We start from the raw sequence: 23,671 nt of genomic DNA on the forward strand, positions 1-23,671 counted from the left end.
CCCATCATTGGATTGGAGACGACGATGACAGCTCTCGATGCGGCCGCAGGCCGTTCGCCCACCGTGGCCGCCCGTTCGGCCGAACTGGATCTGACCTACAAGAAAGTTTTCTGGCGCATCGTGCCGTTCCTGATGCTGTGCTACGTGGTCGCGTATCTCGACCGCGTAAACGTCGGCTTCGCAAAACTGCAGATGTCGCAGGATCTCGCGTTCAGCGAAACCGTGTTCGGGCTCGGCGCCGGGATCTTCTTCATCGGCTACTTCCTGTTCGAACTGCCGAGCAACCTGCTGATGCACCGGATCGGCGCGCGCATCTGGATCGCGCGGATCATGATCACGTGGGGCATCCTGTCCGCGCTGTTCGCGTTCGTGAAGACGCCCACGCAGTTCTACGTGCTGCGCTTCCTGCTCGGCCTCGCGGAAGCGGGCTTCTACCCGGGCGTGATCCTGTACCTCACGTACTGGTTCCCGTCGCACCGTCGCGCGAAGATCATCGCGGTGTTCATGTCCGCGATTCCGGTGTCCGGGATCTTCGGCAACCCGCTGTCGGGCTGGATCATGGAGCGCTTTCACGGCGGCTCGGGCTTTCACGGCTGGCAGTGGATGTTCATGATCGAGGCCGTGCCGGCGCTCCTGATCGGCATCGCGACGGTGCTCTATCTGGACAACAACATCCGCGGCGCGAAGTGGCTGAGCGATCGCGAGAAGCAGCTGCTCGAGGACGAGATCGCCGCGCAGCCGCAGGAGCAGCAGCAGCACGGCAAATCGCTTACGGCCGTGTTCGCGGACCCGCGCATGTGGTGGATGTCGCTGATCTACTTCGCGTTCGTCACCGGCCAGTACGGGCTGACGTTCTGGATGCCGACGCTCGTCAAGTCGACCGGCATCACCGACGCGCTGCAGATCGGCCTGCTGTCCGCGATCCCGTTCCTGTTCGCGATCGTCGCGATGAACCTGTTCGGCCATAGCGCGGACAAGCGCCGCGAGCGCCGCTGGCACCTGATCGTGCCGGCGCTGATGGGCGCGGCCGGCTTTGCGGTCGCCGCATCGTACTCGCACAATACCGCCGTGTCGATCGTGTTCCTGTCGATCGCCGCGGGCGGCGTGCTGACCTGCGCGCCCCTCTTCTGGTCGCTGCCGACCGCGTTCCTCGCGGGCAGCGCGGCCGCGGCCGGCATCGCAATCATCAACTCGGTCGGCAACCTCGCCGGCTTCGCGAGCCCGTACGTGATCGGCTACCTGAAGGACGCCACGCACAGCACGTCGGCCGGCATGTACGTGCTGTCGGCGATGCTCGTGATCGGCGCGCTCGCCGTCTGGCTCACGCCGGCCAGACTGGTCAACCGCTGATCGACGCGGGGGCGCCGCGCGGCTGCCCCCTTTTTCTCACTGACAGGATCTGCTGCCATGCCACGCTTCGCCGCCAACCTCTCGATGATGTACAACGAATACGCGTTCCTCGAGCGCTTCGCCGCCGCCGCTCACGACGGCTTCAAGGCGGTCGAGTACCTGTTCCCGTACGACTTCGCCGCCGAGGACATCCGCGAACGCCTCGACCAGCACGGCCTCACGCAGGCGCTGTTCAACGCGCCGCCCGGCGACTGGGCCGCCGGCGAGCGCGGGATCGCGTCGCTGCCGGGCCGCGAGGACGAGTTCCGGCGCGGCCTCGACACCGCGCTCGACTACGCGCGCGTGCTCGGCAACACGAAGCTGCACGTGATGGCCGGGCTGATCGCGCCGGGCCAGGACCGCGCGCGCCATCGCGCGACCTACGTCGCGAACCTCGCGCATGCCGCGCAGGCCGCCTTCGCGCACGGCATCACGATCCTCGTCGAACCGATCAACCAGCGCGACATGCCCGGCTATTTCATCAGCAGGCAGGACGATGCGCATGCGATCTGCGCGGAAGTCCGCGCGCCGAACCTGAAGGTGCAGTTCGACTGCTACCACTGCCAGATCGTCGAAGGCGATCTCGCGATGAAGCTCAAGCGCGATTTCACGGGCATCGGCCACATCCAGATCGCGGGCGTGCCGGAGCGTCACGAGCCGGATCTCGGCGAGCTGAACTATCCGTACCTGTTCGACCTGATCGATGCGCTCGGCTACGACGGCTGGATCGGCTGCGAATATCGCCCGAAGGCCGGCACGTCGAACGGCCTCGGCTGGCTGAAGCCGTATCTGTAATTCCCGCATTTCCACGAGGGCAACGCACATGAAAGTACTGATCACCGGCGGCGCCGGGTTTCTCGGCCAGCGTCTCGCGCGCAAGCTGCTCGAACGCGGCGAGCTGACCGGCGCGGACGGCCGGCTTCAGCCCATCACCGAACTGGTGCTGCTCGATGTCGTCAAGGGCGGCGATCTCGGCGATCCGCGCGTGACGTCGATCGTCGGCGACATCGCCGAGCGCGCGGTGCTCGAAAGCGCGATCGACACGCAGACGGGCGCGATCTTCCATCTCGCGGCGATCGTCAGCGGTCAAGCCGAAGCCGATTTCGATCTCGGGATGCGGATCAACCTCGACGCGTCGCGCACGCTGCTCGAAGTGTGCCGCGCGCGTGGGTATCGTCCGCGCGTCGTGTTCACGAGTTCCGTCGCGGTGTACGGCGGCGCGCTGCCGGACGTCGTGCAGGACGACACCGCGCTGAACCCGCAATCGTCGTATGGCGCCCAGAAGGCGATCGCCGAGCTGCTGCTGGGCGACTATGCGCGGCGCGGCTTCGTCGACGGCCGCGTGCTGCGGCTGCCGACGATCAGCGTGCGGCCGGGCCGGCCGAACGCGGCCGCGTCGTCGTTCGCGAGCGGCATCATCCGCGAGCCGCTGAACGGCGAGGAAAGCGTGTGCCCGGTGCCCGGCTCGACGCGCCTGTGGCTGCTGTCGCCGCGCGGCGCGATCGACGCGCTCGTCGCGGGGTGCGAGATCGATGGCGCAAAGCTCGGCAACAAGCGCGTGATCAACCTGCCGGGGATTTCGGTGACGGTCGACGAGATGATCGCCGCGTTGCGCGAGGTCGCGGGGGACGAGGTCGTGAAGCTGATTCGTCGCGAGCCGGACGAGCGCGTCGAGAAGATCGTCGGGAGCTGGCCGGGGCGGTGGGATACGTCGCGTGCGGAAGCGCTCGGGTTGAAGGGGGATGCGTCGTTTGTCGACGTGATCCGCGCGTATATCGAGGATGAGCGGCGCTGATTCGGTGGTCGCACTGCGTGAACGAACCCTCGCATGTGGAACGGATGCGGGGGTTCTTTATTGGGTTATTGTGCGGTTGAGGGGGTACAACATCGATCGTCCGAGTTCGGCCAGAAGGAGACATTCGACGCGACGAGCCAAATCGTTGACAATCGCCGTTTTGGCATCCCGCCTACTGCGCATCAGTTTATGTCCCGCCCGCTTCGCCCGCCCGACCTGATTGTGAACTTCTCCCTAACGGCGCACCGATCAGACGGTTCGTCGAAGGAGGTCATTTCAGGCTATCGTCCGATCTACAAGGTGCGCAATGACTACGGATCGTCTGCACATCACGAATTCGTGGACGCCACGGGCGTCTGCACCGGGCACCAATGTAAGGCAGAGGTTTGGCTTTTATCGCCTGAGGCATATCCACACACGTTTTGGCTCGGTCGACGCGTTGAAGTAGCTGAGGGTTCAAGAGTTGTAGGCGTTGCAGACGTCCTGGAAATAGTCAATCCGCTGCTCGAATTGAGCGCAGATGGCTGAGTGCGTCGGTGTCGAAAGACACGCTCCACAAACGGCTTCGGTTGACCGTATCGGGCACCGGTCGGCCATAATCCGCCATTCGGCACCTAGGTTTAAATTGCTGACAATTGGGCATGTCCGACCTAAAGAGAGCGCGCATGCTGGCTGATCGCGATATCCACTCGAACTGGAGCAAGACCTCGGAGTATCTTCGCGAGGCGCGAGCCCACCTCTCGGAAACTGCCGAAGGCGTGTGCGCGGATGAGATCGCCGAATTTGAGGAGTTCCTGACGCACAACGAGCTCGAACTGGCGCTGGACGCCATCGAAGCCTCTTTCAGGAAGGGGGACGATGCGAACTGGCGCGTGCTGGAGTATATGGCCATGGCAGCGCTGAGCATGGAGCTGGTAGATCGCCAAAGAATGTACGATCAATGGCTAACACAAGCGCGAGGCTGGAATTACAGGACGGTTCTGCCACGATAGGAGCGTTCGTCTGAACTTGCCGCAACGGAGATGTGCTATGTTGATCCGTCAACAAACAAGTTAAAGGTCGCACCGTGGCACTGGTCAATTTCTACAATAAAACACCCTCAGACACTCAGATCGCTTCAGACCTAAGCAACGACGAGCTTGTCGTGTTCACGCACCCTACCAGCGCCGAAAGAGACCTTGCCCCGCAAGTGGAAGCGCTGGTCGATTTCGAATTTAATACGCACCACACGACCACCCTTCCGAATTGGAACGGCGACGCCTACTTCGTAATGGTTCGCAGCGATTTTGACTATGCCGTAAAGCGCGAAAAATTGCGTGCGCTCGCGGTGAACTGGGTCGATGCTGGGTACCCCAACCAAGTCAAACACGTCTAGCCTTCACAAGACAGCTCAGCCGTTCGCTCGGCGGCTCCGACCCGCAGTTTGTGGGTCGGCTTCAGCCCACCGGATCGGGCAGCGGTCGGCCAGTTTCTGACATTCGACATCGATGGGAAGATGGTCGACAATCGCAATCGGACCCCTTCAATTCGTCTGTCCCTGATGGGATAAATTCGAGCAACGAGAGAGGACGAATGCCGATGAACGACACGGTCGCACTTATCGTAGATCCTGATTTCGGCGCTCGTATTCAAGAAGTGGTCGCAAGAGTCCGGCACACTTGGGTCGTTGCTACTCCTGCGAATGTTGCCGTTGCCGAGCAAATCTGGAGAGCATCGCCGAACTCGCCGGGGCTCAACATGGAAGGCGGCGTTACCACGTTCATACAATACGGGGTGAATCGGGAAAGCTGGTGCGACGCAATTCTGGATTCTGTCGACGATCACCACAATTCTTACTCTGGCGATCCTGGTTATTCGATCCTGGAGGTCTATGGGATACCGCTTACCAACCGACTGCAGTCTGTGCTGGTCGAACTGGGATTCTCGGTATTTACATCGATGGACTATGGTTTTTGTGCGCGCAAGCTCCAACCTGCTTGAGAGAGACGGACACCCCTAACGGCCGCTTTGGGAAACCACGGCCGGCCGCTTATGGGTCGTTTTGAGCCGGTAACGTGCCACCGGGGAGGTATCCGGCGGAGTTCTGCCATTATGAGCAATTCACGACCAGCGCCCGTATTAGCGCTTAAGTGCCGGGCTGACGCTCGCAGCGATACGCTCGAAACTTGTTCTGCGATCTGGCACGCCGAGGCGCCTGCCCGGGTGCGGCCCGTGCGATGATGTGCCATGACTAATATGAGACATGGAATGACGACTAAATTCGACGAGGCGACAACGGCGGCGATCGCCGCGTTTGCCCAATTGGATTTCTACACGGCTGTGCAAGCGATGCGCGCCGAGGCCGATTACGACCGAGAACGAGACCAGTGGATCTCGCGCTATATCGACGAGCACGGCGGCGGCGCGGACGATGCAGCATACGATGCCTTGCACGCGCAGGCCCAGGCAGCCCCGGAATACGCGCAGTTCATCGATGCGGTTCGCCGGGAAATCCTGGAATACTTCGGCGTGACCGACCATCAACTGGACTGGATGGTCCTGCTGCGCAATGACGACAGCGATGAGCTTTGGGCGGAAGTCAACCGGCAGCGGAGCGCGCTGGGAACCGGTGAAGTGCGCGGAGATCTCTGACCATTGCTTGCCATTGGGGTCTCAAGTCGTGCTGGATGCGGGGCTAGAGTCAGGTCAGTCACGTGGTACGCCGGGGGCTCTCAGTTGCTGCAGCCGATCCGCTAAGGGAGGACAAGCTTTCGGATCTTCGGACCGAGTCAGGATTGCGGTCGTCCGGCTTGGACCGGGTTCCCTGCGGGACATTGCTGGTCATCGGGCCTCTCGAACTGAACCAGCAATCCGCGTCCGCAGCCTTGCGGTATCTTGTCCCGCTATTCGGGCGGCCTTACTGCCATTCGCCGGGATGACAGATCACCCAACCCGGATGATAGCTATCCATGTCCGTATGACCCCAGCACCAGTCGTGCTGGTGAATGACCTTCATCAACTCTTCGCGTTGTGCGCAGACGCTGCCCGGCGCATATTGCCCGTTAGACAATATTTTCGGTGCCGGGCCGTTCCGGCATTTGCCATTAAGCACTTCTTCCTGATGCATCAGTGCCTGGACGGCAGGTGGAATGGTGCGGGCCAACGTGGCCTTGTATTCGATGCAGGCTGGCGCCTTGGGATCGTTGGACTTGCGGGCACACTTGGACTGGAGTTTGTCGATGTTTCTCGATACTTCTGGCGGGTACGTCTCGGCGTGCGCTGTAGCAATACATCCAGCCAGCAACAGGCAGGCCGCGGCAAGTGATCTGATCAAAATCATTTCGCGTATGACACGATGCGTCCGGTAGCTCAGGAACGGGCGAATTATGGCACGCGCGCGATGTACATGTCGCCGGGACGCGGAGCGCCATTCGACCGCGGCTAACGTCAAATACACCCGCGAGTATGTTCCGCTCACTGGGCATGTCCGGCGGCCTTCATTTGATGACCTTGCGCCAAAACACCAGGTATGCGGCCGACGAGGATGCGACCAGCAAAATCGCCCACATCGGAGCCAGACTGATCAGAACGGAGGTGACGTCAAGCATTTGGATTCCTTACTAACTCAATAACGACTCTCAACACACATCTGCTTCACGCGGAACCGGCAACCTGGCCAGGCATTGCGTCCCGCTTGAACATGCATATATCGTAAATCTACAAACAGCAGCGCACCTGTGGTTTCCTGTCGCACCGCCAATGCGTCAAACGGGCGCACGCACAGCGCACACGCCCGTTACCACACACGAGCTTCACGCCGTGAAGCGCTCGCTCGCAAATTGCGCGTCAGGCACGCCGGCCGCAACAGCAGCGGCCTGCACGCCCCGCACGAGCGCCGGCGGCCCGCACACGTAGATATCCGGCCGCACGCCCGTGCCCGCCAGCGCCGCGCTCAACGCGTCCACCGGCGTGCCACGAAACCCCGACCAGTCATCGCGCGGATGCCACACGCAAAGATCCACCTTCAACTGCGGCATGTCGGCCTGCAACTGCTGCAATGCATCGAGCATGAACAGCTCGCTTTGCCGGTTCACGCCGAAGAACAGCCTTGCGTCGATCATCTCCTGATATTCGGCCATCCGCCGCAGCATCGACAGGATCGGCGCAAGCCCCGTGCCGCCGGCGACGAACCAGCGCGGCCGCAGGCTTTCCGCGAACAGGCCGAAGCCGCCCATCGGCGCGCGCACGGTCAGCGGATCGCCGGGCTGCGCGCGCTCCCGCAGGTACGTCGAGAACCATCCGTCCGGCCGCAGGCGGATCAGGAATTCGAGGCGCCCCTCCCAGTTGCTCGTGTTGGCGAGCGAAAACGGCCGGCGCACGCCGCTGCCCGGCACCTCCAGCTCCGCGAACTGGCCGGCCTCGAACTCCACGGCCGAGCCGTTCGCATCGTCGGGCTCGACCTGCAGCTCGACGCGCATCGTCTGGTCCGCGATCGTGTCGAGCGCCGCGATCCGCGCGATGCGCACCGGCACCGGCTGCAGCAGCACCTTCGCGTGATCGTACGGCGCGACGACGCGCAAGTCGCTGCGCGGCGTCGTCCGGCACATCAGGATCGCGCCCGGCTGGCCGGCCGGCAGCGCGTCGATGCTGTGCTCTCGCAAGTCGTAGTCGCCGTCGGCAACCGTGGCGTGACACGCGCCGCAACTGCCGCGCCGGCACTGCGACGGCAGCGTGATGCCGGCCTCGGCGGCCGCCGTGAGCAGATCCTGCCCGTCCTCGCACGCGAAGCCGAACGGCTGCCCGTCGCGCGTCGTGATCTCGATCTGATAGGCCATCCGAAGGATTCCTTCACGACGCGCGTCAAGCGGCCTGGCGCGACAGCGACGCGGCGAGATCGGCGCCGGCCTCCCCGATCGGCTGGATGCCGAACTGCTCGACCAGCACGTCGAGCACGCCCGGCGTGAGGAACGCCGGCAGCGTCGGCCCGAGCCGGATGTTGCGCAGGCCGAGCGCGAGCAGCGTCAGCAGCACCGCCGCCGCCTTCTGCTCGAACCACGAGATCACCAGCGACAGCGGCAGGTCGTTCACGCCGCACTCGAACGCGTCGGCAAGCGCGGTCGCAATGCGGATCGCCGAGTAGCTGTCGTTGCACTGCCCGATGTCGAGCAGGCGCGGAATGCCGTCGATGTCGCCGAATGCATGCCGGTTGAAGCGGTACTTGTTGCAGCCGAGCGCCATCACGACCGTATCGCCGGGCGCCTGCTCCGCGAATTCCGTGTAGTAGTTGCGGCCCGGCGCGGCGCCGTCGCAGCCGCCGATCAGGAAGAAGTGGCGAATCTGGCCGGCCTTGACCGCGTCGATCACCTTGTCCGCGACGCCGAGCACCGCGTGACGGCCGAAGCCGACCGTGATGGTCTCTTCCGGCGCCGTCGCCGGGAAGCCGGGCAACGCCCGCGCAGCCTGGATCAGCGTCGAGAAATCGTGATGCTCGAGATGGCGCACGCCCGGCCAGCCCACCGGCCCCGTCGTGAAGATGCGCTGCCGGTACTGCGGCAACGGCTCGATGATGCAGTTGGACGTCATCAGGATCGGGCCGGGGAAATGCGCGAAGTCGCTCTGCTGGTCCTGCCATGCGCCGCCATAGTTGCCGGCGAGATGCGGGAACGCCTTGAGCGTCGGATACGCATGGGCCGGCAGCATTTCGCCGTGCGTGTAGACCTGGATGCCGGTTCCCGCGGTCTGTTCGAGCAGCGCATGCAGGTCGCCGAGATCGTGGCCGGACACCAGGATCGCCTTGCCCGCCACCGGCGTCACGCGCACCGACGTGGGTTGCTGCGCGCCGAAGCGGCCGGTGTTCGCGCTGTCGAGCAGCTCCATCACCTTCAGGTTCAGCCGGCCCAGTTCGAGCGCCTTCGCCAGCAGCGCGTCGACGTCGGCCGGATCGTGCGCGAGAAAATCAAGCGCCGCCTCGATGCCCGCATAAACCTCGTCGCTCTCGTAGCCGAGCACCTGCGCATGATGCGCATACGCGCACACGCCTTTCAGGCCGTAGACCACCAGCGCACGCAGGCCGATGATGTCCGCACCGACCTTGTCGGCGCCTGCCTCGATGCCGACGTTCGCGGCCTGCTCCAGCATACCGGCCAGTTCCGCCGCCGGCTGCCACGTTGCCGGCCCCGACAGCGTCGGCAAGGCCGTGCCCGTGTCCCGCGCGACCGCCTCGCACACGCCCTTCACCCGATCGCGGATCTGCGCGGCCTCGCGCAGCAGCGTCACGAAGCGCGCCGCACGAAAGTTCACGTTGGTCAGCGTCGTGAACATCGCGTACAGCACGAACCGGTCGGCCTCGCGGTCGGGCTCGCCCATGCCGCGCGCGAGCGCGCCGTACTGCGCGATGCCCTTCACCGCATGAACCAGCAGGTCCTGCAGGTCGGCCGTCGTCGCGTCCTTGCCGCAATTCCCCTTCGCCGACGCACAGCCGGGCCGCGCACCGCTCCGGTCAGTCTGTTCGCATTGGTAGCAAAACACGGGTTTCTCCTTTTTGATCGTGGGGGCGGGTCGGCGCAGACGGCGGCGGAACACGCGTTCCGCTCGGCCACGCAGCTCGCCCGCCTCAAGATGCTCTTTCCGTGCATCTTTTTTTATGATGTTCCGTCCGCCGTTTCGATACCCTGACGCCGATCAAGAATCGAGGTACTGCGTCAACCGGTCTCGGCAGGCGCATCCGGACATTCGATGCCCCAGTCGCCGTACTGATACCAGTCGTCGCCGAGCAGCTCGGCGGGATGCTGGGTACGGCTGGAGCCGTTGCCGCAACGCATCGACTGGGTCGGGCAGTAGTTGTCGCAGCCCCAGCAAATTCTTTCCGGGTGAACGGGATGCAGCGGGAATTTCTTGGCCATGATTCGACGTCGCCTCTGCGGGTACGACATCGACTCTATTGCGCGCTCGACGGCCGGCTCTGCGACATTCTTTCGCACCGCCGACGACGCGAAGCCGATCGAGTACGCATTCCACGAGCGATCGGCCGCTTGTTGATTCCCGTCAGGAAAGCGCCATGGCCCGCGGCGATACGATGAATCGTCGCGCAAAACAAAAAATTCCCACACGCATGAAGTCATCGACAAGCAGCCGGATTCGGACCTTCCTCACAGCGGTCACCTCGATCACCGCGCTGTTGCTCCTCATCCCGGCCACGGCGTCGGCCGCCCCGCAGTCCGGCGACGCCGAGCTGCTGAACAAAGGCGCGTACGTCGCGCGCATCGCCGACTGCGTCGCGTGCCATACCGCGCCGAACGGCCGGCCTCTCGCGGGCGGCCTGTCGATGAGCACGCCGTTCGGCGTCGTCCATTCGACCAACATCACGCCCGACGACGCGACCGGCATCGGCCGCTATACGTTCGAGCAATTCGACCGGGCGATGCGCAAGGGCGTCGCGGCCGACGGCCATCACCTGTATCCGGCGATGCCCTACCCGTCCTTCGCGAAGTTCAGCGACGACGACATGCGCGCCCTCTTCGCATACCTGAAACAGGGCGTCGCGCCGGTCAGGCAGGAGAACAAGCCGCTCGGCATCAAATGGCCGTTCAATCAGCGCTGGGGGCTGGCGCTGTGGAATGCGCTGTTCGTCGACGACACGCCCTACCGGCCCAACCCGGCCAGGGACGCGACCTGGAACCGCGGCGCCTACCTGACCCAGGGCCCGGGGCATTGCGGCGCGTGTCATACGCCGCGCGGCCTCGCGTTCCAGGAAAAGGCCATGTCCGAGTCGGGCGGCAACGGGCCGCTCTATCTGTCCGGCGCGACGGTCGAGTCGTGGCGGGCCGTCAATCTGCGCGCGCTATGGCCCGTCGAGGATTTCGTCACGTTCCTCAAGACCGGCAGGAATCGCTATGCGATCGCCAGCGGCGGCATGACGGACGTCGTTCACCACAGTACGCAGTACATCAGCGACGCGGACCTCACCGCCATGGGCGTCTATCTGCAATCGCTGCCGAACCTGACGGCCGACCGGCGGAGCGCCGAAGCGCCGATGCGCGGCGAACCGGCGGGCAGCGCGCCCGACGCGTTGTATGCGTCGAAAGGCGGTCTCGGCTATGCGCAGTTCTGCATCGGCTGCCATCAGGCCGACGGCGGCGGGTTCTCGCCGGTGTTTCCGCCGTTGTCCCGCAATCCCGCCGTGCTGTCGAAGGACCCGGCCTCGCTGATTCACGTCGTCCTGACCGGGTGGACGTCGCCGCGCACCGGCGCCCATCCGCACGTCTATACGATGCCGGCGTTCAACCTGCTCTCCAACCAGGAACTGGCCGAGATCCTGACGTTCGTCCGTTCCGCGTGGGGCGGCCGCGAGGACCCGATCCTGCCGTCGGACGTCGCGCGGATGCGCCGGACGCTGGCCATCGGCAACGGCGATGCGTCGTCGTTCCCCACCCCGCGCTTCGCGACGCTGCTCGACCAGCCGAACGCCGCGCAACTGATCAGGGGGATGCGTCTGAATCTCGACACGAAAGCGCTGCTGCCGAACCACGTCGGCGCGTCGCTCAACTGCGCGAGCTGCCACCTGAACAGCGGCACCGTCGCGCTCGCGTCGCCGTACCTCGGCCTGTCCGCCCAGTTCCCGAGCTATGCGCCGCGAGCCGGCAAGGTGCTGTCGCTGGCGGAGCGCATCAACGGCTGTTTCCGGCGCTCGATGAACGGCACGCCGCTGCCGGTCGATTCGGACGACATGAAGGCGATGGTCGCGTACTTCGACTGGATGCAGAACGGCGCGCACCCGAAGGACAAGCTTCCGGGGCGCGGAGTCGGCAAGATCGACACCGCGCTGCAGCCTGACCTGACGCACGGCAAGGCGGTGTACGCCGCGCAATGCGCGTCGTGCCACGGCGCGGACGGCGCCGGCACGCGGCGCGCCGACGGCACGCCGATCTATCCGCCGCTGTGGGGCGACCAGTCGTTCAACATCGGGGCCGGCATGGCGCGCCTTTACACCGCCGCGGCGTTCGTGAAGCACAACATGTCGATCGGCTCGCACAATCGCTTCCCGCTCGGGCAAGGCGGGTTAAGCGACCAGGATGCGGTCGACGTTGCCGCGTGGTTCACGACGCGGCCGCGCCCGGACTTCCCGGACAAGATCCACGACTGGCCGAAGGGCGGCAAGCCCAAGGATGCGCGGTATTGATCGGCGACGACGGCGGCGGGATGGGGGGAGGGCGTTTAATTGCTTCCGTCACCTTTTCGTCAGCGGGTGTAACCTGACGTAACCCAACCCTGACGGGCGTTCAGGCAGACTGTCCGCAGTCCATCGCCCCGTCCGCCGCCCGACCGACCATGTCCGCCTACGAGTACGCTGCCGGCCTGCTCCGTACGCTCTACGACCGCCACATCGACGGCGGCGCGGTGCTCGACGCCGCCGCCTTTCCGGACGCCGAGCGCTTCGTCCGCGCGTGGCCGGCCATCCGCGCGGAAGCGCTTGCGGTCGCGCGCGACCTGCCGCGCATCCCGCGCTTTCACGAGATCATGCGCGAGCAGCGCGACATCTCCGCGAACGACGCGCGCGACTGGCGGATGTTCATCATGCAGGCGTACGGGCAGCCGTTTCCGCGCAACCTGTCGCGCTGCCCGACCGTCGCGTCGCTGGTTGCCGCGTCGCCGGACGTGCTGTCCGCGTCGCTGTCGTTCCTCGCGCCGGGCAAGCACATCCCGCCGCATCGCGGCCCGTTTCGCGGCATCCTGCGCGGCTATCTCGTGCTGTCGATGCCGAGGCGCGCGGACGGCTCGCCTGCCGCGGTGCTGAAGATCGATGGCCGCGAATACCGGCTCGAAGAAGGCCGCTTCCTGCTGTGGGACGACACGTTCGAGCACGAGGTGTGGAACGACAGCGGCGAAGTGCGGATCGTGCTGCTGCTCGACATTCGCCGGCGCGGGATGCCGCGCGCGCTGACGTGGCTGTCGAATGCGGTGATCGGTGTCGTGCGGATCGGAATCCGGTTGAGGGGCAGGTCGATTCCGGTGTAGCGGCGCGAACACGCATCGGACAACGAAGCCTTTGCTACGCCGGCTTCGACCGATCTTCCTGCGCGAGACGCGTCAGGACCGCCTCGAGGGCGCGAATCTTCGGTTGCGTCGCGCGCTGCGACGGATAGACGAGAAAGTAACCGAGACCGTTCGGCACGACATCGCCGAACGGCGCCACCAGCGTTCCGGCTTCGAGCCGATCCCTCGCCATCCGCGGATCGCCGATGGCCACGCCATGCCCCTGCTCCGCCGCCGTGAGCGTCAGTTCGAGGGTATCGAATACGAGCCCGGCCGCCGGGTCGATCTGCGTCGCGCCGAGCGCATCGAGCCAGCATCGCCATTCGTCCCGGCCGCGTCCGGGATGAAGCAGATGCGCGTGCGCGAGGTCGGCGACCGACTTCAGCGACGCGGCCAATCCGCTTGCGCACATCGGCGTAAGAGACTCCTCGAACAACGGAACCGACACCATCCCTGCCCAGTTCCCGGCGCCGCGCACGACGATTGCATCGACGTCGGCGCCGGTGAAATCCGGCGTGTCGTCCGCCGACGTATGGATGCGCAGCTCGGTGCGTGCAAGCGCCTGATTGATCGCCGGGAGCCGTGGCAGCAGCCAGCGGATCGCGAAGGTGGACGGCAACCGCAGCGTGAGAATCGGCGCGGATCGGGCATGAACGTCCGCATGACGGGCCAGTTGCATGAGGACGTCGACGGCCACCGTCAGCAATGCGTCGCCTTCCGCAGTGAGCGTCAGCCCCGACGCGTGACGCACGAACAGCGCGCACCGGTAATGCGCTTCCAGTTGCTGCACCTGACGGCTCACCGCGCCCTGGGTCCGGCACAAATGGTCGGCGGCCTTGCTGATGCTGCCGAGTTGCGCGGCCGCGACGAACGCCTGGTACGCCGTCAACGGAGGCAGCGAACGCGTGAGATCGGCCAGCGGGTATGCATGCGGCGCATGCCCGGATTGCGGATTTTTCGATGGTTCGGTCATCGGTGCATCGCTATCGTAGTTGCGCCGGCGTCGAGTTGGCGCTTGCGGCCGGCATGTCGACAATCAGCGGAGAGTAATGATGGTTTCATCGTCGGAGGCACTATACACGCGGCAGGTGGATGCTTACCTGAAGGCTCTGGAGCGCGGCGACACCGCTGCGATCTGCGCGTTGTTCGCGCCGGACGCGCGGATTTTTTCGCCGTTTCTCGGCTGGATGGAGCCCGGGCCCTTCTTCGAAAAGGTCGAGTCGGCGTCCGGGCAGAGCAGGATCACGCCGATCGACATCTGCGTCAGCGCGACCGGCGCGCGTCGGGCGACCGGTTACTTCGTCTACGACTGGGGACTGAAGGACGGTTCCTCGGTTCGATTCGAATGCGTCGACGTATTCGAATTCGACGACAGCGGACTCATCGAGCGCATGGTCATCGTCTACGACACGCATCCGGTGCGCAGTGCGGTCGGCGACAAATACGCGTAGCCGGGCATCGGCGTAACAAAGCGATGCTTCACACGCGATGCGCCGGCGCACCGCCTTGCGTCATCCGCGCGATCGCCGCGCGTGTCTGCGCGAGTTCGTCGTCCAGCCAGTCGAGAAACCGCCTGACCTGCGGCTGCCGCTCGCGCCCCGGCCGGCACAGCGCGACGTAGCGCGTGCCCGCGAGCCGCACCGACGGCTCGATCGGCGTCAGCGCGCCCCGTTCGACGTGCTCGGCCACCAGCACCGAACTGGCGAGCACGACACCCTGGCCGTGCAGCACGGCCTGCAACGCGTAGTGCTCGTCGTCGTAATGCCGGAACACCGCGCGCTGCAGCCACGCGGTCCGGCCGGCCGCCCGGCACCATGACGGCCAGTCGACCGGCAGCGGCACGGCGCTCTCCCACGCGATCTCGACCAGGTCCAGCCGCCCGTCCGGGCGATTCACGTCGAAGCCGGGCGCCGCATACGCGCCGAAATACTCGTCGATCAGTTCGTGCCGGAACAGCGCCGGGAAGTCGCGCGAGGTCGCGCGGATCGCGAGATCCACGCGCGCGTCGCGTTCGAGATCGACGAGCGCGTTGCCGGTCTCGACCTTGATGTGCAGCGGCGGATCGGCCTGCTGGAAGCGGCCGAGACGCGGAATCAGCCACATCGACGCAAACGCGGGCGTCGTGGTCAGCACGAGCGTGCGCTCGGCCGGCTCGGGCCTGACGGCCTCGAGCCCGCGGCTCAGCGCGAGCAGCGCGTCGTGGCATGCGCGGAACAGGCGCTCGCCGTCACCGGTTAGTCGCACGCCGCCCGGGTCGCGCTCGAACAGCAGCACGCCGAGCCGGCTTTCCAGCGACTTGATCTGGTGCGACACCGCAGCGGGCGTCACCGACAGTTCCTGCGCGGCGGCCTTGAACGTGCCGAGGCGCGCCGACGATTCGAATACACGCAATGCAGTCAGGGGAATTTTCGAGAACACGGGCAGGGCAAGCCGGACGCGATCCGGGTTGAGTTCGATTCAATCCGGATGAGATTAGGTGAATTGAACCCGGCGCGCAACGCGCCTAGTCTGGCGAGGCGTCGCGGCATCGCGCCGCGTTTTCATCGGAACGGAGAAGCAACGTGCAAGGCCTACCCCGCAAGATCACGCAGGCAATCCTCTACGAGGCGATCGCGATCGCCTGCATCTCGCCCGCGATTGCCGCGCTCTTCGGGGAAGGTCTCGTTTACTCGGGCGCGCTGTCGGCAACGATGTCCGCCATCGCGCTGCTGTGGAACATGGTCTACAACACGCTGTTCGAGCGATGGGAAGCGACGCGCGTGCAGCGCACCCGGACGCTCGGGCGCCGCATCATCCATGCATGCGGATTCGAAGGCGGGTTGATCTTCATTCTGGTGCCGGTCGTCGCGTGGTGGCTCGACATCTCGTGGTTCGACGCATTCCTCGTCGACCTTGGGTTGTTCGCGTTCTTCTTTTGTTATGCGTTCGTGTTCCAGTGGGCGTTCGATCGGGTGTTCGATGTCCCGGCGGTGACGAAGGAGGTGTGAACTGCAAGCAACAACGAGACAGCTTCACGTTCAACTATACGGAGAAAAGCCCCGCCAAAGCGGGGTCGCAGTCATGGCGAATCATCTAATCGCTCTTGTTTTCGGCGTGACACGTGAATCGCCACAAAGCCACGCACAACTACCTTTACATATTGGCGTCAATTCGACCACAACTTGATGAACAGTGAGCGCACCATCTGAATTCCTAGCCACCATCTCATCCGTAAAAGTCTTCCTGTCGATTAATATATTATCGTCCTTAATTCCAAGCTCCCGCAAATACGCTTTAACGTTCTCAGCACGGATCTCCTTCAGCCTTTCGACATTCTGTTCGCGCTTGTACGCCCCCGCGATCACAACCGCTTGAATTTCCGCGTCAGGCCATTTTTTTGCCTCAATCACAATATCAGCTATGGCGAGTCTATCCCTGTTGGAAATATCTGTAGCATTGAACGGCAGTTCAGCCTGCACCTCTTCCCCGATGGTACAGGCGACCGCCGGAACACTGAGGAACGCGAACGCTGATATCAAGAATACACTTAATTTGAATTTCCGATTTTCAATCATTGGATGACAATCCTATCAAATGTTGCAATATATCCAGTTATGCTATCCGCATTTCTAATCGCCTCATCCGGATTGCTCATCGCAAACAACTTCATGCCAAGTTCGGTATCACCATACCTGATATCCTCCGAGTCGAATGTATCAATGTAGTGAGTGCATTCGTGAATCAAAACCTTGACCTTCGAGGCATGATATAGCTCACCATCTGAATCAGTACAAAATTTTGAATAAATCGCTATGACCCGCTTTTCGGAGTCCGGCTTACATACTGCAGCATGATTGTTACCACTATCGGGGATAACAGAGCATGAAAGGTTTCGATTTCGCTCATCATCCCATCGAACAATTTTATCGGGAACAAGTTCTTGCATGGCCCTCAGCAATCGAGGGAGACCGACGACCATTATTCTTCTAATTTCCTCATCCGCGCGCCCAAAATAGGTTCTAGCGCGGTCCTGCTCGTTTCTATCCCATCGCGCAACCGCCGCGATACGGTCCTTAATCAAGGTGACTGCGGCATCACGCGCACGTAGCACTACATCCGCGAATTGTTTATTCGTCATATTCGAACATATTGGCGCCATGCTTACGGCAACCGGAACCTTTGACCCCGGCGTCGTGTTCGTTGTGGCCGAATTGTGAACCAGTTCGTAATCGTCGTCACGAGGCATTTTCGTCTCTCACAATTTCAAGGTGAAGCGATTCGGCGTCAGTTGTCGTAATGCGTTGCGTGTAGCCCGCGGCGTCCGTGACACCATCGAACACCTGGCCGGATGCGATACGAATGCGATAACGCACTCGGGCCAACGGTTCGCCCGTGTCTACGTCACTCAACACATATTGCTCATCATGCGTGCCGTGGCTGACGACGGGCGAGCGCGGGGCGCTTCCACTTTGTCCCGTCAACGTCGCCGCCTCCTCGCCTGTGAAGACCATGCGCATGTTGCGCTCGGCATAGAAGACCGGCGACGGATTGCAACCACAAACGTTGATGTCGCCGCTCAGCGCCCACGGCTTGCCATTTGGGCCTGTACCGGGCAGGCGCGGCCCCTTGGGCGCGATGAACCCTGCCTGTTTGCAGGCCGTGCAGTAGGTTTTCATGTAGAGCGTCGCAATATGCACGCGCGGCGGCGGATTAGAACAAGTGACGTGTTCCAATCCTTCCGTGATCGTCGCGCTGCCGCCACGATCGCCCTTGGCAAGGAAATAGCGGATCATGCGCCCTCCCCTTGGCGCACAACAGTCGAACGCTTCATCACGGTAAAGGTGCAGGCGGATGCAAGACCTTCACGCTCCGGGCTGTCGGTAACGGTGTCGCCGTTGTCCAACTCGCTACCGACGAAAGCCAGTGGCTCGAAGTCTCCGTTATCCGCCAGCCCAAGGCCGCTTACGATTCGTGCGGTTGAGCCGTCTGCATAGTGAACTTGATTACCCACGACACCAGCCTTGCCGAGACGAATACCTGTATCCCACTTGCCGGTAGCCTCGCGTAGTACGCCTCCGCGCGCGGTCGTTGCCCCTCGTACCGCCAGCCGATAGCGCGGCGGCGAAGGTGGCGGCACATAAGTCGCGTCGAACAGTCCCTCGACTGTTTCCGCTGCCTGAACAGGAATTCCCCATAACCGCTGAAGCGTTTCGACGATACGGTCGCCGTTGCTCAGTCGGCTGCCCACTAGTGCAAACGGCTTGTTGCCGGAAACCGCGTAATTGCCCGCACCGTCCGTAATAACGGCTTCGCGGCCATCCTCGTAGGTCACGACATCGCCGACGCGGGCAACGGCAAGCCCGGCGATAGTCAAGCTACCGGTTGCCTCGGTCACTCGACCGCCGCGTTCTGTGAGTGCGCCGATGGTGGCGAAAAGATAAGTCGGTGCCGTCTGCTCGTTCTTCATCAGGATTTCCTTTCTCGACAAATTGGTGAGGATTGCTCCGCACAAAATTTGCGTGAACGAGAAAGAAGAATCAATCTGACGAATACGAAATTCGCAACACTAATTTTTAGTGACCTTTTCAGACGGCATGCGATCCTGGTCTTACGCGTGACGTTCAGGATGACGCAAGATTCCGACTACCGAACTAGCGCTCGCAATTTGCGAATGGCAATCGCGCCAAGATCCCCCAAAAAGCAAAACGGCCTTCCCGCTTCAAGCGAGAAGGCCGCCGTCCGTGCGCGCGTCAACCGCGCGCACCGCACACCATGCGTCAATGCACCCCGAGATACGCCTTCACCGCCGGCAGCCCCGGCTTGCCGTCGATCGTCGTCACCCCCGCGAGCCACTTGTCGAGCGCCTGCGGGTTCGCCTTCAGCCATGCGGCAGCAGCCTTGTTCGGCTCCTCCTTGTTCATGATCGGCACCATCACGTGGTTCTCGATCGACGTCGTGAACTGCAGGTTCGACACGAACTTCGCAACGTTCGGGCAGCGCTGCGCGTAGTCGGGCGGCGTCGCCGTCAGCACCTTCGCCTCGCCGTAGTTCGGGCCGAATACGTCGTCGCCGCCGGTCAGGTAGTCGATCTTCATCTGCACGTTCATCGGATGCGGCTCCCAGCCGAGGAACACGATCCACTGCTTGTCGCGGATCGCGCGGTTCACCTCGACCAGCATCCCGGCCTCGCTCGACTCGACCAGCTTGAACTTGCCGAGCCCGAACTGGTTGCCGTCGATCATCTTCTTGATCAGCGCGTTGCCGTCGTTGCCGGGCTCGATCCCGTAGATCTTGCCGTTCAGCTTGTCCGCGAACTTCTGGATGTCCGCGAACGACTTCAGCCCGCCCTGGTACACGTAGTCGGGCACCGCGAGCGTGTATTTCGCGCCGGTCAGGTTCGGCGTCGCGAGCACCTTGATCGTGCCGGCCTTCGTGAACGGCTGGATGATCGGGTCCATCGTCGGCGACCAGTAGCCGAGGAACACGTCGATCTGCTTGCTCTTGATCCCGGCGAACGTGATCGGCACCGACGCGATCGTCTTGGTCGGCGTGTAGCCGAGGCCCTGCAGCATCGTCGATGCGAGGCCGGTCGTCGCGGCGATGTCGGACCAGCCGACGTCCGCGAAGCGCACGTTCTTGCATACCGGCGGATCGGCCGCATACACGGCCGTTGCCGGCGCGGCGGCGATCCCGACACCACATGCCGCTGCGATCAGTAGTCGCTTCATCTTTCTTCTCCTCAAAGTGTTGTCGTTCGCGTGAAATCCGGGATCGTGAATGGAAGCCGTTCGCCGCGATCCCGGCGGCGCACGGGCCGAATGGATCAGCGCCGTTCAGCGTCCGGGCAGCCGTCGTTCAACGCTGGGCGCATGACCGAACTGCGCGCGGTACGCCTTGCTGAAATGGCACGGCGAATGGAATCCGCAGACCGTCGTCACGCGCGCGATCGACGCGTCGGTCGTGCGCAGCAGGTCGCGCGCGCGCTTCAGGCGCAGCGTCAGGTAATAGTGGGTCGGCGACACGTTCAGGTAGACCTTGAACATCCGCTGCAGATGCCGCTGCGACAGCCGCACGAGCCGCGCGAGCTCGTCGAGCGACAGCGGCTCCTCGATGTTCGCCTCCATCAGCCGCACGACCTCGATCAACTCCGCGCGCGAGAAGCCGACGCGCGCGTCGACCGGAATCGGCTGCGGATCGGTCGCGCTGCGAATGCGTTCGAGGATGAACTGCTCCGACACCTGCGCGGCGAGCTGTTGCCCGAAGCGCGCGCCGACGAGGTTCAGCATCAGGTCGAGCGGCGCGGTGCCGCCGGTGCAGGTCAGGCGGTCGCGATCGACGACGAACAGCTCGTCGGCGAAACGCACCTGCGGGAACTCCGCATGCAGCGACGACAGGTTTTCCCAATGGACGGTGCAGCGGTAGCCGTCGAGCAGCCCGCTCGACATCAGCGCGTAGGCGCCGGTGCAGATGCCGCCGAGCGGCAGGCCGCGCTCGGCAAGCCAGCCGAGCGTCGCGCGCGCGTCCTCGTCGACCACGTCGCGGATGCGGATGCCGCCGCAGACGATCATCACGTCGGGCAAGCGTTCCGGGTCGAGCGCCTGCGTCGGCCGCACCGCGATGCCGTTGCTCGCATGCACCGGCGCGCCGTCGAGCGAATAGATCGACCACTGGTAGTGATCGGCGCGCCCGACGTAGTTCGCCATGCGCAGGACTTCGACCGCGCTCGAGAACGCGATCATCGAAAAATTCGGCAGCGTCAGAAAGCCGAAATGCGCGAGGGACGAAACCGGTGAAACGCAGGCGGCGGGCGCCAGGGCGGCAGCGGCGGCAGCGGACGTCACATCGCTCTCCTAACGGGCAGGTTGCAGGCGGCCAGCGCCGTGGCGTCGCCACGGCAGCCGATGCGAAACACGGAGAAGGCGGCCGGGAATGTCAGCGACAAGGCGCCGGCCGCCGGTCGATCAGGCCTGCGCGGGTGCGGCCTTGACGCGGAACAGTTGCTTGAGGCCCGCGAACAGCGGCGCCTTCGCGGTGCCGGGCGCGCGGCCGAAGCTCTCGGTGATGCGATCGAGGATGATCGCGAGCAGCACGACCGACAGGCCGCTTTCGAAGCCCAGGCCGATGTCGAGACGCTGGATGCTGGCGAGCACGTCGTTGCCGAGGCCGCCCGCGCCGACCATCGACGCGATGATCACCATCGACAGCGCCATCATGATCGTCTGGTTCACGCCCTGCATGATCGATGGCAGCGCGTTCGGGAACTGCACCTTGTACAGCAGCTGCCACGGCGTGCAGCCGAACGCCTGGCCCGCTTCGACGATCTCGCGGTTCACGTGGCGGATGCCGAGGCTCGTGAGGCGCACGGCCGGCGGCATCGCGAAGATCACCGTCGACAGGATCCCCGGCACGCGGCCGAGACCGAACAGCATCGCGGCCGGAATCAGGTAGACGAAGGCCGGCATCGTCTGCATCAGGTCGAGGATCGGACGCACGATCGCGGCAACCCACTTGCTCTTCGCGGCCCAGATGCCGAGCGGGATGCCGAGCACGAGGCTGATGATCGTCGACGACAGCGTGAGGCCGAGCGTGATGACGGTCTGATCCCAGAAGCCGGTCGCGAAGATCAGGAGCAGCGATGCGGTGGTGAACAGCGCGAAGCGCCAGCCCACGCGCCACAACCCGACGCCGATGAAGATCGCCATCATCAGCCACATCGGGATCGCCTGCAGGCTGTGCTCGACGAATGCCGCGAGGCCCTCGATCGCTCGACCGATCGCGTCGAACGTCTGCGCGTCGTGATCGAGCAGGTAGTGAACGGACTGGTCGACCCAGCTACCGAGCGGAATCATTTCAGACATGGGAGCCTCGCGAACGCGTGATGGCCTTCAGGATGAGCGCACGATCGACCGAGCCGCAATAGCAGCCGTCGTCGTCGACGACGGGTAGCGCATTCGGGCTCGCGACCACGCGCGCGACGACGTGTTCGAGCGACGCATCGCGGCGGATGCTCTCGATCGGCCGCACGGACGGCGCGGCATGGCCGATCGCGTCGCGCGTGACGAAGCCGCGGATCTTGCGCTCGGCGTCGAGCACGAACGCGTAATCGGCGCTGCCGTTCAGCGTCGCCTCGACATTCGCCGCGTCGAGCTTCGACATCAGCGGCACGGCGCCCGTCTGCATCAGGTCGCCGGCAGTCAGGTAGCGGCTCGTGTCGATGCCGTCGAAGAACGCGCGCACGTAGTCGTCGGCCGGGTTCGCGATGATGTCCTGCGGCGTGCCGACCTGCACGAGGCGGCCGCCCTCCATGATCGCGATCCGGTTGCCGATGCGCAGCGCCTCCTCCAGATCGTGCGACACGAACATGATCGTGCGGCGCTGCTCCTTCTGCAGCTGCAACAACACATCCTGCATTTCCCTGCGCTTGAGCGGGTCGAGCGCGGAGAACGCCTCGTCCATGATCATCAGCGACGGGTTCACCGCGAGCGCGCGCGCGAGGCCGACGCGCTGCTGCATGCCGCCCGACAGCTCGGACGGCAGCTTGTGCGAAAACGGTGCGAGGCCAACCTGCTCGAGCACCTCCATCGCGCGCCGTTCGCGCTCCTTCTTGCCGACGCCCGCGACCTCGAGGCCGAACGCGGCATTCGACACCACGGTGCGATGCGGCATCAGCGCGAACGACTGGAACACCATGCTCATGTCCTTGCGGCGCAGCGCGGTGAGTGCCGAGCGGCGCGCCGACGCGACGTCGAGGCCGTCGATCATCACCTTTCCCGCGCTCGGATCGACCAGCCGGTTCACGAGGCGGATCAGCGTGGATTTGCCGGAGCCGGACAGGCCCATCAGCACGAAAATTTCGCCTTCCTGCACGTCGAACGATACGTTGTGCACGCCGACCACCTGGCCCGTGCGCTTGAGTACTTCGTCCTTTGTCGCACCGGCGGCGAGCATGTCGAGCGCCTGCTGCGGATTGCTTCCAAATACCTTGCACAGACCTTCGACCACGACCTTGGGGGCATCCATCGAAACCTTCTCCTCGTGTAGCGGGGACTCACGCGTGTCACAGCGTGCCTACATAGTTGCCAGAAAAAACCCCGACCTGCCGACGAATTACGACAAACGCTTGCGCAAATACGACACGGGGGAAAAGCGGCGTCCGGCCGCGCCGGGTGAGGCCGCGCGGCCGGCGCGGGTGGTTTGCGGCGGCGCAAAACCCGTATCGCCATGACTGGCGGACATCACGGGCAGAACTTGTGCGGAGCAACGTGCCGAGGATACGGCGGCGGCATGTGCAACATGGCCTCCGCCGCGCGTCGCTTTCGGACAAATCCACGTCCGATCGGCTGGATTGATTCGTGCCGCACCGAGCTGGTGCGCGACAGCGAGCCGGCAGGCGTCGCAACGAGATCGCCTGAAAAGCGAATGCCCGTGCGGAAACCGGTGCGCCTGTCGAGCCCGATTGCGCCGACTACCGCCGTTCGCCCGCTATATGCTTCGGGG

General features: G+C 64.0%; 24 protein-coding genes and 1 pseudogene. 11 read left to right on the top strand and 14 right to left on the bottom strand.

Going from position 1 to position 23,671, the window contains the following annotated elements; genetic code table 11:
* Nucleotides 1–24: 24 nt before the first annotated feature.
* The 7 genes from KY49_RS33915 (at nucleotide 25) to KY49_RS33940 (ending at nucleotide 5,815) form a co-directional block, all read left to right on the top strand.
* The gene (locus KY49_RS33915) at nucleotides 25–1,350 is read left to right on the top strand and encodes an MFS transporter (RefSeq protein WP_042588947.1); all 1,326 of its coding nucleotides are present in this window, start codon (nucleotides 25–27) and stop codon (nucleotides 1,348–1,350) included.
* Between the two features lie 57 nt (nucleotides 1,351–1,407).
* Entirely contained in the window at nucleotides 1,408–2,184 is a 777-nt protein-coding gene (gene otnI / locus KY49_RS33920; RefSeq protein ID WP_042588592.1) for a 2-oxo-tetronate isomerase, read from the top strand.
* Nucleotides 2,185–2,212: 28 nt separating this feature from the next.
* Nucleotides 2,213–3,184: a D-erythronate dehydrogenase gene (gene denD, locus KY49_RS33925; RefSeq protein WP_042588593.1), complete on the top strand. Its 972-nt coding sequence runs from the start codon at nucleotides 2,213–2,215 to the stop codon at nucleotides 3,182–3,184.
* A gap of 665 nt (nucleotides 3,185–3,849) precedes the next feature.
* A complete protein-coding gene (locus KY49_RS33930) occupies nucleotides 3,850–4,176 on the top strand; it encodes a hypothetical protein (protein ID WP_143134745.1) in 327 nt (108 codons plus the stop codon).
* A 74-nt stretch (nucleotides 4,177–4,250) separates the two neighbouring features.
* The gene (locus tag KY49_RS33935) at nucleotides 4,251–4,559 is read left to right on the top strand and encodes a hypothetical protein (RefSeq protein WP_059883315.1); all 309 of its coding nucleotides are present in this window, start codon (nucleotides 4,251–4,253) and stop codon (nucleotides 4,557–4,559) included.
* Between the two features lie 197 nt (nucleotides 4,560–4,756).
* Nucleotides 4,757–5,164, top strand: coding sequence for a hypothetical protein (locus KY49_RS37970; protein WP_157380886.1), 408 nt, complete (start codon nucleotides 4,757–4,759; stop codon nucleotides 5,162–5,164).
* A gap of 267 nt (nucleotides 5,165–5,431) precedes the next feature.
* Entirely contained in the window at nucleotides 5,432–5,815 is a 384-nt protein-coding gene (locus KY49_RS33940; protein ID WP_042588596.1) for a hypothetical protein, read from the top strand.
* A gap of 265 nt (nucleotides 5,816–6,080) precedes the next feature.
* On the opposite strand, the gene KY49_RS36665 is transcribed toward KY49_RS33940, so the two are convergent.
* From KY49_RS36665 to KY49_RS33955, 4 genes are all read right to left on the bottom strand, one after another.
* Nucleotides 6,081–6,503 carry a hypothetical protein gene (locus KY49_RS36665; RefSeq protein ID WP_071762749.1) on the bottom strand — a complete coding sequence of 141 codons (423 nt, stop codon included), beginning with the start codon at nucleotides 6,501–6,503 and terminating at the stop codon, nucleotides 6,081–6,083.
* 472 nt (nucleotides 6,504–6,975) lie between these two features.
* Nucleotides 6,976–7,998 carry a 2Fe-2S iron-sulfur cluster-binding protein gene (locus KY49_RS33945; RefSeq protein ID WP_042588597.1) on the bottom strand — a complete coding sequence of 341 codons (1,023 nt, stop codon included), beginning with the start codon at nucleotides 7,996–7,998 and terminating at the stop codon, nucleotides 6,976–6,978.
* Between the two features lie 25 nt (nucleotides 7,999–8,023).
* Nucleotides 8,024–9,691 (bottom strand): hydroxylamine reductase, encoded by a 1,668-nt coding sequence (hcp, locus tag KY49_RS33950; RefSeq protein WP_042588598.1) that lies wholly within the window; start codon nucleotides 9,689–9,691, stop codon nucleotides 8,024–8,026.
* A 173-nt stretch (nucleotides 9,692–9,864) separates the two neighbouring features.
* A complete protein-coding gene (locus tag KY49_RS33955; RefSeq protein ID WP_010089345.1) occupies nucleotides 9,865–10,065 on the bottom strand; it encodes a DUF3079 domain-containing protein in 201 nt (66 codons plus the stop codon).
* Between the two features lie 209 nt (nucleotides 10,066–10,274).
* Here KY49_RS33955 and KY49_RS33960 point away from each other — a divergent pair, with 209 nt between their 5' ends.
* Together KY49_RS33960 and KY49_RS33965 are read left to right on the top strand one after the other, a co-directional pair.
* On the top strand, nucleotides 10,275–12,341 hold the full coding sequence (locus KY49_RS33960) for a c-type cytochrome (protein ID WP_042588599.1): 2,067 nt from the start codon (nucleotides 10,275–10,277) through the stop codon (nucleotides 12,339–12,341).
* Nucleotides 12,342–12,490: 149 nt separating this feature from the next.
* A complete protein-coding gene (locus KY49_RS33965; RefSeq protein ID WP_042588600.1) occupies nucleotides 12,491–13,177 on the top strand; it encodes an aspartyl/asparaginyl beta-hydroxylase domain-containing protein in 687 nt (228 codons plus the stop codon).
* A 34-nt stretch (nucleotides 13,178–13,211) separates the two neighbouring features.
* On the opposite strand, the gene KY49_RS33970 is transcribed toward KY49_RS33965, so the two are convergent.
* Complete coding sequence (locus KY49_RS33970; protein ID WP_042588601.1) at nucleotides 13,212–14,168, bottom strand: LysR substrate-binding domain-containing protein; 957 nt, start codon at nucleotides 14,166–14,168, stop codon at nucleotides 13,212–13,214.
* Between the two features lie 79 nt (nucleotides 14,169–14,247).
* Between KY49_RS33970 and KY49_RS33975 the strand changes: the two genes are divergently transcribed.
* Entirely contained in the window at nucleotides 14,248–14,646 is a 399-nt protein-coding gene (locus tag KY49_RS33975) for a nuclear transport factor 2 family protein (protein WP_042588948.1), read from the top strand.
* A gap of 28 nt (nucleotides 14,647–14,674) precedes the next feature.
* Here the strand turns inward: KY49_RS33975 and KY49_RS33980 are convergent, their stop codons facing one another.
* Entirely contained in the window at nucleotides 14,675–15,613 is a 939-nt protein-coding gene (locus KY49_RS33980) for a LysR substrate-binding domain-containing protein (RefSeq protein WP_042588602.1), read from the bottom strand.
* Between the two features lie 143 nt (nucleotides 15,614–15,756).
* Between KY49_RS33980 and KY49_RS33985 the strand changes: the two genes are divergently transcribed.
* Complete coding sequence (locus KY49_RS33985) at nucleotides 15,757–16,182, top strand: PACE efflux transporter (RefSeq protein ID WP_042588603.1); 426 nt, start codon at nucleotides 15,757–15,759, stop codon at nucleotides 16,180–16,182.
* Between the two features lie 81 nt (nucleotides 16,183–16,263).
* Here the strand turns inward: KY49_RS33985 and KY49_RS36670 are convergent, their stop codons facing one another.
* The 8 genes and pseudogenes from KY49_RS36670 to KY49_RS34010 all read right to left on the bottom strand — a co-directional run.
* Nucleotides 16,264–16,749, bottom strand: a complete 486-nt coding sequence (locus KY49_RS36670; RefSeq protein ID WP_231636626.1) for a hypothetical protein — start codon at nucleotides 16,747–16,749, stop codon at nucleotides 16,264–16,266.
* The gene (locus KY49_RS36675) at nucleotides 16,746–17,420 is read right to left on the bottom strand and encodes a M35 family metallo-endopeptidase (RefSeq protein WP_080405474.1); all 675 of its coding nucleotides are present in this window, start codon (nucleotides 17,418–17,420) and stop codon (nucleotides 16,746–16,748) included. The genes KY49_RS36670 and KY49_RS36675 overlap by 4 nt, the downstream gene beginning before the upstream one ends.
* On the bottom strand, nucleotides 17,410–17,967 hold the full coding sequence (locus KY49_RS33990) for a hypothetical protein (protein WP_042588604.1): 558 nt from the start codon (nucleotides 17,965–17,967) through the stop codon (nucleotides 17,410–17,412). Before KY49_RS33990 ends, KY49_RS36675 begins: the two co-directional genes overlap by 11 nt.
* Entirely contained in the window at nucleotides 17,964–18,641 is a 678-nt protein-coding gene (locus tag KY49_RS36680) for a PAAR domain-containing protein (protein WP_082062493.1), read from the bottom strand. The genes KY49_RS33990 and KY49_RS36680 overlap by 4 nt, the downstream gene beginning before the upstream one ends.
* 310 nt (nucleotides 18,642–18,951) lie before the next feature.
* Nucleotides 18,952–19,902, bottom strand: a complete 951-nt coding sequence (locus KY49_RS33995; protein WP_042588605.1) for a choline ABC transporter substrate-binding protein — start codon at nucleotides 19,900–19,902, stop codon at nucleotides 18,952–18,954.
* A gap of 105 nt (nucleotides 19,903–20,007) precedes the next feature.
* Complete coding sequence (locus tag KY49_RS34000) at nucleotides 20,008–21,015, bottom strand: GlxA family transcriptional regulator (protein WP_042588606.1); 1,008 nt, start codon at nucleotides 21,013–21,015, stop codon at nucleotides 20,008–20,010.
* Between the two features lie 120 nt (nucleotides 21,016–21,135).
* Nucleotides 21,136–22,032 carry a choline ABC transporter permease subunit gene (choW, locus tag KY49_RS34005; RefSeq protein WP_042588607.1) on the bottom strand — a complete coding sequence of 299 codons (897 nt, stop codon included), beginning with the start codon at nucleotides 22,030–22,032 and terminating at the stop codon, nucleotides 21,136–21,138.
* A pseudogene (locus KY49_RS34010) lies at nucleotides 22,025–23,340 on the bottom strand (quaternary amine ABC transporter ATP-binding protein); the annotation flags it as partial. The gene choW and the pseudogene KY49_RS34010, both read right to left, overlap by 8 nt.
* Nucleotides 23,341–23,671: the final 331 nt, after the last annotated feature.

The sequence above is a fragment of the Burkholderia sp. MSHR3999 genome (assembly GCF_000833595.1).
In the GTDB taxonomy this organism is placed as follows: Bacteria; Pseudomonadota; Gammaproteobacteria; order Burkholderiales; family Burkholderiaceae; genus Burkholderia; species Burkholderia ubonensis.

Coding starts and splice junctions, on each gene's coding strand:
- KY49_RS33915 (WP_042588947.1), top strand. CDS start 25: ATGACAGCTCTCGATGCGGCCGCAGGCCGTTCGCCCACCGTGGCCGCC.
- otnI (WP_042588592.1), top strand. CDS start 1,408: ATGCCACGCTTCGCCGCCAACCTCTCGATGATGTACAACGAATACGCG.
- denD (WP_042588593.1), top strand. CDS start 2,213: ATGAAAGTACTGATCACCGGCGGCGCCGGGTTTCTCGGCCAGCGTCTC.
- KY49_RS33930 (WP_143134745.1), top strand. CDS start 3,850: ATGCTGGCTGATCGCGATATCCACTCGAACTGGAGCAAGACCTCGGAG.
- KY49_RS37970 (WP_157380886.1), top strand. CDS start 4,757: ATGCCGATGAACGACACGGTCGCACTTATCGTAGATCCTGATTTCGGC.
- KY49_RS33940 (WP_042588596.1), top strand. CDS start 5,432: ATGACGACTAAATTCGACGAGGCGACAACGGCGGCGATCGCCGCGTTT.
- KY49_RS36665 (WP_071762749.1), bottom strand. CDS start 6,503: ATGATTTTGATCAGATCACTTGCCGCGGCCTGCCTGTTGCTGGCTGGA.
- KY49_RS33945 (WP_042588597.1), bottom strand. CDS start 7,998: ATGGCCTATCAGATCGAGATCACGACGCGCGACGGGCAGCCGTTCGGC.
- KY49_RS33955 (WP_010089345.1), bottom strand. CDS start 10,065: ATGGCCAAGAAATTCCCGCTGCATCCCGTTCACCCGGAAAGAATTTGC.
- KY49_RS33960 (WP_042588599.1), top strand. CDS start 10,275: ATGAAGTCATCGACAAGCAGCCGGATTCGGACCTTCCTCACAGCGGTC.
- KY49_RS33965 (WP_042588600.1), top strand. CDS start 12,491: ATGTCCGCCTACGAGTACGCTGCCGGCCTGCTCCGTACGCTCTACGAC.
- KY49_RS33970 (WP_042588601.1), bottom strand. CDS start 14,168: ATGACCGAACCATCGAAAAATCCGCAATCCGGGCATGCGCCGCATGCA.
- KY49_RS33975 (WP_042588948.1), top strand. CDS start 14,248: ATGGTTTCATCGTCGGAGGCACTATACACGCGGCAGGTGGATGCTTAC.
- KY49_RS36670 (WP_231636626.1), bottom strand. CDS start 16,749: ATGATTGAAAATCGGAAATTCAAATTAAGTGTATTCTTGATATCAGCG.
- KY49_RS36675 (WP_080405474.1), bottom strand. CDS start 17,420: ATGCCTCGTGACGACGATTACGAACTGGTTCACAATTCGGCCACAACG.
- KY49_RS33990 (WP_042588604.1), bottom strand. CDS start 17,967: ATGATCCGCTATTTCCTTGCCAAGGGCGATCGTGGCGGCAGCGCGACG.
- KY49_RS36680 (WP_082062493.1), bottom strand. CDS start 18,641: ATGAAGAACGAGCAGACGGCACCGACTTATCTTTTCGCCACCATCGGC.
- KY49_RS33995 (WP_042588605.1), bottom strand. CDS start 19,902: ATGAAGCGACTACTGATCGCAGCGGCATGTGGTGTCGGGATCGCCGCC.
- choW (WP_042588607.1), bottom strand. CDS start 22,032: ATGTCTGAAATGATTCCGCTCGGTAGCTGGGTCGACCAGTCCGTTCAC.